At 57.5% G+C, this 6,000-nt stretch carries 5 protein-coding genes and 1 tRNA gene; 3 read left to right on the plus strand and 3 right to left on the minus strand.

Annotated features, from left to right (window positions below; all coding sequences use genetic code 11):
* Nucleotides 1-117 precede the first annotated feature (117 nt).
* Nucleotides 118-1,017 (plus strand): nucleoside triphosphate pyrophosphohydrolase, encoded by a 900-nt coding sequence (gene mazG / locus AD928_RS04105; protein ID WP_062248492.1) that lies wholly within the window; start codon nucleotides 118-120, stop codon nucleotides 1,015-1,017.
* Nucleotides 1,018-1,097: 80 nt separating this feature from the next.
* Here mazG and htpG read toward each other — a convergent pair whose 3' ends face one another.
* Both htpG and AD928_RS15170 read right to left on the minus strand, forming a co-directional pair.
* Nucleotides 1,098-2,993: a molecular chaperone HtpG gene (htpG, locus tag AD928_RS04110; protein ID WP_062248503.1), complete on the minus strand. Its 1,896-nt coding sequence runs from the start codon at nucleotides 2,991-2,993 to the stop codon at nucleotides 1,098-1,100.
* 138 nt (nucleotides 2,994-3,131) lie between these two features.
* Nucleotides 3,132-3,518 carry a putative hemolysin gene (locus AD928_RS15170; protein WP_233419935.1) on the minus strand — a complete coding sequence of 129 codons (387 nt, stop codon included), beginning with the start codon at nucleotides 3,516-3,518 and terminating at the stop codon, nucleotides 3,132-3,134.
* Between the two features lie 111 nt (nucleotides 3,519-3,629).
* Between AD928_RS15170 and AD928_RS04120 the strand changes: the two genes are divergently transcribed.
* Nucleotides 3,630-4,511, plus strand: a complete 882-nt coding sequence (locus tag AD928_RS04120; protein ID WP_062248494.1) for a glycosyltransferase family 2 protein — start codon at nucleotides 3,630-3,632, stop codon at nucleotides 4,509-4,511.
* A gap of 27 nt (nucleotides 4,512-4,538) precedes the next feature.
* Here the strand turns inward: AD928_RS04120 and AD928_RS04125 are convergent, their stop codons facing one another.
* Nucleotides 4,539-5,462 carry an N-formylglutamate amidohydrolase gene (locus AD928_RS04125; protein WP_062248497.1) on the minus strand — a complete coding sequence of 308 codons (924 nt, stop codon included), beginning with the start codon at nucleotides 5,460-5,462 and terminating at the stop codon, nucleotides 4,539-4,541.
* Nucleotides 5,463-5,528: 66 nt separating this feature from the next.
* Here AD928_RS04125 and AD928_RS04130 point away from each other — a divergent pair.
* Nucleotides 5,529-5,603: transfer RNA gene (locus tag AD928_RS04130), tRNA-Val, on the plus strand.
* The last annotated feature ends 397 nt before the right edge of the window (nucleotides 5,604-6,000 follow it).

Raw genomic sequence — 6,000 nt, forward strand, 5'->3', positions numbered from 1 at the left:
GATGCGCGAAAAACACCGTGCCGGTGCAGGGCTGACATGCGGGGAAGCTGCACAGAGCATAGCTCTGTGGCCCGACGGATGGAAAACACAAAGGATTGAAAGGGAACACGGGATCTTATGGTTGCAAAAAACACAGCCTCTTCGGCACCCACACAGCCCGAAACGGGCGACCAGACGGATGCAGCCCGTGAACTGACGCGCCTTGTGGCGCTGATGGCCCGCCTGCGTGACCCCGAGCATGGTTGCCCGTGGGACAGGGAGCAGACGCACGAGACCATAGCCCCTTACGCCATTGAAGAAGCCTATGAGGTTCTGGACGCCATCCAGAAGCAGGACTGGCAGGCCTTTCCCGATGAGCTGGGCGATTTGCTGTTGCAGGTTGTGTATCAGGCCCGTCTGGCGGAAGAGGAAGGGTATTTCGATTTTGCGACCGTCGCCCGTCTGATTACGGAAAAAATGATCCGTCGCCATCCTCATGTCACGTTCGGGCCGGAGGTGCTGGGCACACAGGCGGATGCTGTTGCACCCCCTTCCGGGCAGACGACCTCCGCCGCTATGCCGGGGCAGTGGGAGCAGTTGAAAGAGAAAGAGCGGCAGAAGCTGAGCGCACCGGGCCAGAAGTCCAGTGCGCTGGCTGGCATTCCGCCTGCTTTGCCGGCGCTGCTTCGGGCCTCAAAAATTGCGTCTCGTGCGGCCCGTGTGGGGTTCGACTGGCCGGATGTGCAGGGCGTTGTGGCCAAAGTGCATGAGGAAATGGAAGAATTTGCCGTGGAAATGCAGGCAAATGACCGAGCCAAAATGCAGGATGAACTGGGAGACGTGTTTTTCTCGCTTGCCAGTCTGGCCCGGCGGCTGGATCTGGACCCGGAAGCCTGTCTGCGGCAGGCGTGTGACAAGTTTACCCGGCGCTTTCAGGCGGTTGAGACTTGTCTGGCAGAAGAAGGCCGCTCCATGCAGGATGAGCCTGTTGCGTATCTGGATGAGGTCTGGAACCGCGTGAAAAAGCGTGATGGCTAACCGCAGTCCCTAAAACACAAAAAAACGGCCCCCTCTGTTGAAGGAACCGGTTTCCTGATCGACTAAGTCAGAAAATCTGATCAGTCTTTGGCGGGTTCTGCCGTCCTGTCGGTTTCAACACCGCCAGCCAGATAGTCCATCAGCCTGCGGGAAAAGGCGTTAACATCCTTGGGGGCTTCACCATTCTGGATGCTGGCGACGTCCAGCAGAATGTGAGCCAGCGCATCGACCGGCTTCCCTGCTTTCACAAGCGCTGCCAGATGGTGGACAATCGGATGGGCCGGGTTGAGTTCCAGCACCGGTGTCACAGACGGCAGGCTCTGCCCGCTCCGCTGCATCAGCTTCTGCAGTTGCAGATCCGGGCCGCCTTCCGGCGCGGTCAGCACCATGGCGCTGTTGACCAGACGGTCTGTGGCACGGATATCGGAGACTGTGTCACCCAGTGCGGTTTTCAGCGCAGGCACCAGCGTGTCCATATCGGCTTTTTCAGCGTCGCTTTCTGCCGGAGCACCGAATTTTTCAAGGTCCGTCTGGCCCTGAGCGACATTGCGCAGTGCTTTGCCTTCATACGTGCCCAGACGTTCCGGCCAGAAGGAATCCACCGCGTCAGATAGCAGCAGCACTTCCACACCACGGGCCTTGAAGCCCTCAATCTGCGGAGAGGCCGCCAGTGTTTCTGCGTTGTCGCCCGTCAGGTAGTAAATGGCATCCTGTTCGGGCTTCATGCGGCTGATGTAAGCGTCCAGAGACGTCAGGCCGTCTACAGCGCTGGAGCGGAACCGGCTGAGGGCCGCTACTTCCGTGCGGTGTGCCGGATCATCCCACATGCCTTCCTTCAGCACGGGGCCGAAGTTTTCCCAGAAGGTTGCGTAGGCTTCTTCATCCTTGGCGCGGGTTTTTAGTTCACCCATCACCTTGCCGGTCACGGCCTTGCGGATACGGGCCAGAACCGGAGTGGCCTGAAGCATTTCACGCGAGACGTTGAGCGGCAGATCTTCCGTATCCACCACACCCTGCACAAAGCGCAGCCATGTCGGCAGAATATCAGCTTCATCCGTGATGAACATGCGGCGGACATGCAGGCGAAGCCGGCTTTCCCGTGTCTGCTCGGCAAACTCAAACGGACGGCTGCCGGGAATGAACAGCAGGGCAGAGAATTCAATCGTGCCTTCTGCGCGCCAGTGCAGTGTGTCCCACGGCGTATCGAAATTGTGGGTGAGGTGACGATAAAACTCGTTCAGCTGATCTTCGGTAATTTCGCTGCGCGGCTTGCGCCACAGGGCCGTGCCCTCGTTAGCGGCTTCTTCCTTGCCATCTTTGATGATGGTGACGGGCCAGGCAATATGGTCGGACCATTTGCGGATAATGGCTTCCAGACGCCAGCTATCAAGGAACTCGTCTGCGTCTTCCTTGATGTGCAGCGTGATGTCCGTCCCGGCTTTTTCACGCGTGGCGGGTTCCAGCGTGTAGGAGCCCTTGCCGTCAGACGTCCAGCGCCATGCGTCATCCGAGCCTGCGCGACGGGAGACGACATCAACCTTATCCGCCACCATGAACGCGGCATAAAAGCCCACGCCAAACTGGCCGATCAGGTTCGGGCGGTCTTCCGGTTTTGCATCTTCAAGCTTCTGGCCAAAGGCACGGGTGCCGGATTTGGCAATGGTGCCCAGATTGGAGACCAGTTCTTCCTTGCTCATGCCCGCGCCATCGTCACTGATGGTCAGCAGACGGGCATCTTTTTCCGGGTTGATGCGGATTTTGGCATCTTCCGGCAGGGCGCGTGCGCCATCGGTCAGCGCCTCAAAGCGACGGCGGTCCGTGGCGTCGGCTGCGTTGGCCACCAGCTCGCGCAGAAAAATTTCCCGCTCGGAGTAGAGCGAATGCACAACAAGATCGAGCAGCCGCCCGACTTCCGCGCTGAATTCCCGTGTTTCGCTGCCTTGTGTGGGCGTGGTGCCCGTGGCTGTTTCAGTCATCTCATTCCCCGCATTCATGCGTGACATTGCATCATGAGCGCAGCAGCGTTTGCCCTCAGGCCAAATGCCGCCACCTCCTGCATCCCTTAAGAAATGAGATGAACGGGAGAATTTTTCAATATCTCCCGGAGCAGAACGTTATCGGTTTTGCAGCGTTTCAGCTTTGCACTGCCCTGTGCGGAAGAAGGACCATTCCTCACAACTGTTACCGTCCGGCATGTGACAGACGCCATACTGGCCGCCAGAAGACCCGGTGCGGATTTCCAGTTTGCCACCCGCATCCACGCAATGGACGGAGGCCGGGTTGGCCATGCCAATCAATTTGCTCCGCTGTGGGGAGGTTGCTGAGGACGTTTCTGTGGTGCCTGCTGGTGTGCTGTTTTGCGGGGTAAGGCCGTGGGGGCGCGCCGTGCCGGTCGGGGCAGGCTGGCATGCGGCCAGACCCAGCAGAGCAAGGCCCAGTGCTGCCACGCCAGCGGTTTTCTCATGAAAAGGCATGTGAGCTGTGAAGAGTGGTGCGCGCATAAGCCTGTCGTCTCCTGCAAGAGAGTGTTGGATCAAGCTATCATTGGGCAAAGCTACAAGTGAGGCAATATGATACATTGCCCGTCAAACCCAGAAGGGAAGGACACGCTGATGACGGGATGGACACGATTACGGGCCACCGGGGAACGCCTCTTCCGGCGGCTGTTCGGCCTTAAGCCGCGTGATACCCGTCAACCCCTGGCAGTGTTTACGATGGTCTATAATGAACATCGCATGTTGCCTGTGTGGGCGAATTATTATCGCAGGCAGGCCGGAGCCGGGAATCTCTTTGTGCTGGACCACGGGAGTGACAGCCTGCCTGACCTGCCCGCATGTCAGATTGTTCCGATCCGACGGGATGAACTGGACGAAGTTGACCGCTGTGCGCAGATTGAAGCGTTCCAGAAGAAACTGCTTGAATCGTATCACTACGTTCTTTTCACGGATTGTGATGAATTTCTGGTTGCTGACCCTGCGCGCTATTCGTCGCTGCGCGCCTATGTTGCGCACGCTCAGCATACAGCTATCCGCTGCGTGGGGGTGGATGTGATCGACTACGCGCCAGACCTGCCTCCTGTGCAATGGGACAAGCCGGTGCTGGCTCAGCGGCCTTACGGTGCGGTGCGGAGCTGGTCCTGCAAGACATTGCTTGCCTCTGTGCCGCTCACGTGGACGGCAGGGTTCCATGAGTGCGAAGAACCCGCCACGCTGGACACGGCCTTATGGATGTTCCATCTGAAATATGCTGATCAGACTCACCTTCTCCAGCGCCTTGGGGTGACCCGTAATTTGCAATGGAGTGCTCGTGCCCGCAGTTTGAATCACGGTGTTTCTCATCGGGTGCCGGACCGGAGCATGGTCAATTTCCTGAGAAAATTTCAGGCAACACGCTCAGAAACCTCTCTGGCGGATCTTGATCTGGCCAGTCTTGTGGAATCTGGAGGAGAGAGCAATCTGCACAGAATCCCGGATCGTTTTCTGAAAGCGTTTTAAAAAACGTCTTTCTGGAAAGGGTAGGGGTTACGGGCTGTCCAGTGTGCGCAGGGTGGCAATCATGCCCTCTGTCAGCTGAGAAATGGCATGTTTGAGAATGGAAAAGTCACGGTTTTTCTCGCGTGTTTTTTCATCCATATACAGGCTGCGACGCATTTCGATCTGCAGGGCATGCAGCCCTTCACGCGGGCGGCCATAATGCTGCGTGATGTAACCGCCAGCATAGGGCGTGTTGCGGGATGTTTTAAAACCCATATCCTGCAGGATCTCTTCTGCTTTGTCGGCCAGAGCGGAGGCGCAGCTGGCACCGTGGACGTCACCCAGAACAAAATCCGGATTTCCGGCCTCTGGCGCGTCTGGCATGGAATGCAGGTCCAGCAGCAGGGCCGTTCCGTGCTGCGCGTGCGTCTGCTGGAGGGCGGTCGCCAGAGCAGCGTGATACGGCATCCAGTAATCCCGGATTCGGAGTGCGGCTTCCATAAAGGGCATGCGTGTCCGATAAATCTGCCGGTTATCCGCAACAATGCGTGGCACAGACCCCAGTCCGGCAAGCCCCCGATGCGTGGCGCGCACAAAAGCTGGAATCGGTGTGTTGAACATGCGCGGGTCCAGATCCCACGCTGCGCGATTCACGTCACAGAAAACCCGAGGGAAGGTCGCGTGGACAAGCATTGGCCCCAGGGCGTGCGCATCGGTGGCCAGTTCTTCCACATAGCTGTCTTCCCCACTGCGCAGGATGGCCAGTGACTGGCGGCTCGCCTGCACAAAGGCTTCCGGGTAAAAGCGCCCGGAATGCGGGGAGGCCAGCACAACGGGGGTTGCAGGCTGGCCTGATACCAGCACAGGAGAGGGAGCCTGCACGCGGTCTGCTCCCTCTGGAACGCTGGCTGGCATGCCCGGCAAAACACGGGCCAGACCCCGGTGAATCAGGCTATGCGTAATATTTTTCATCTGACCATCATTGAGGGCTTGCACTTTGAACGCAAGCGCGATAGAACGCGGCCCACGGTCAAAGATGGGCGCATAGCTCAGCGGTAGAGCACTACCTTGACATGGTAGGGGTCACAGGTTCAATCCCTGTTGCGCCCACCATCTTTGACCGGTGATCTCCCTTATTATTTTCCAATTAAGCTGCGTAATATAAAAACGCCCAAGCAGAACTTCGCTGTTTCGCCGGCCGTAGTTTTGGGGTGAAATCTGTGCCAGATCCGCGCCGTCGGAGGCATTTATGCGTGAAAGCATAGCATCCTAATAAAAAAGAGGCATCGACCCTTATAGAGTGACATCTGTCCTCTATTTTAGAAGTGCTTTGATTTGGTGGTTAAGTGCACAGGAAACCATATTGCGTACAAAATTTATAAATAAGTAAGCATAAGGAAAGCGAATCTGGTTTCCTGTGCCAGGGCGAGTTTTATATTACCCTTCTGTCATGGCTTTCTTTTTCTTTCCTTTGGGAGTCATTTCTTTGAGGTGGTCCCGTCCGTTCGGA

Source organism: Acetobacter cerevisiae, from assembly GCF_001580535.1.
GTDB lineage: Bacteria > Pseudomonadota > Alphaproteobacteria > Acetobacterales > Acetobacteraceae > Acetobacter > Acetobacter cerevisiae.